Source organism: Aeromonas sp. 604176 (genome assembly GCF_049170755.1).
Lineage (GTDB): Bacteria > Pseudomonadota > Gammaproteobacteria > Enterobacterales > Aeromonadaceae > Aeromonas > Aeromonas veronii_A.
In genome coordinates, this window is the sequence record NZ_JAAKNE010000282.1 from 1 (window position 1) to 953 (window position 953).

General features: G+C 62.4%; 1 protein-coding gene. It reads right to left on the reverse strand.

What is annotated here, in order from left to right; translation table 11 throughout:
- The coding region (locus G5358_RS21360; RefSeq protein ID WP_421324911.1) for a prolyl oligopeptidase family serine peptidase at positions 1–953 on the reverse strand (953 nt) is incomplete at both ends.

Sequence of the window (953 nt, forward strand, 5' to 3'; positions counted from 1 at the left end):
GTGGTGAGGGGAATGGACTCGTCCAGCATGGTGGTGACCACATCGACGAACGGCACCTGCGCCACCACGCCGCGATAGAGTTCGGGCGCCTGATTGATGACGGCCCCCATCAGCAGACCACCGGCGCTGCCGCCCATGGCGTAGACCTGATCCCTGGCGCCGTAGCCTTGCTCCACCAGCGCCTTGGTGACATCGATAAAGTCATTGAAGGTGTTCTGCTTTTTCAGCAACTTGCCATCTTCGTACCAGTGACGGCCCAGCTCCTCGCCACCCCGGATATGGGCGATGGCGTAGACGAAGCCGCGATCGAGCAGGCTCAGGCGCGAGCTGCTGAAGTCGGGATCCATGCTGGCGCCGTAGGATCCATAGCCATAGACCAGCAGCGGATTCTTGGGTGCATCGGCCTGCTCTTTCTTGAACTTGTCCTTGCGATAGACCAGCGACACCGGCACCGATACGCCGTCGCGGGCGGTCACCCAGAGCCGCTCGCTGGCGTACTGGTCGGCCTTGAAGCCGGCCACCGGCTGCTGCTTGAGCAGGGTGCGCTTGCCGCTCGCCATGTCCAGCTCATAGGTGGAGGCGGGGGTGGTCATGGAGGAGTAGCCATAACGCAGGGCGCTGGTATCCGGCTCCGGGTTGTAGGCGAGCCAGGTGACATAGGCGGGATCGTCGAAGGCGATCTCCTTCTCGTCACCGCTCTGCCAGTTGATCTGGCGCAGTCGGGTCAGCCCCTTGTTGCGCTCTTCCAGTACCAGCCAATCCTTGAACAGGGCGTAGCTCTCCAGCAGCACGTCCGGATTGGGGGCAATCACCGCCTTCCAGCGATCCACCGGGCTCTCTTTGGTCTCGTAGAGGCCGAAGTTCTTGCCGTCCTTGTTGGAGCGCACATAGAAGCGGCCGCGGTAGTGATCCAGGCTGTATTCGTGATCCACCTGACGGGGCAGGAACAGGCG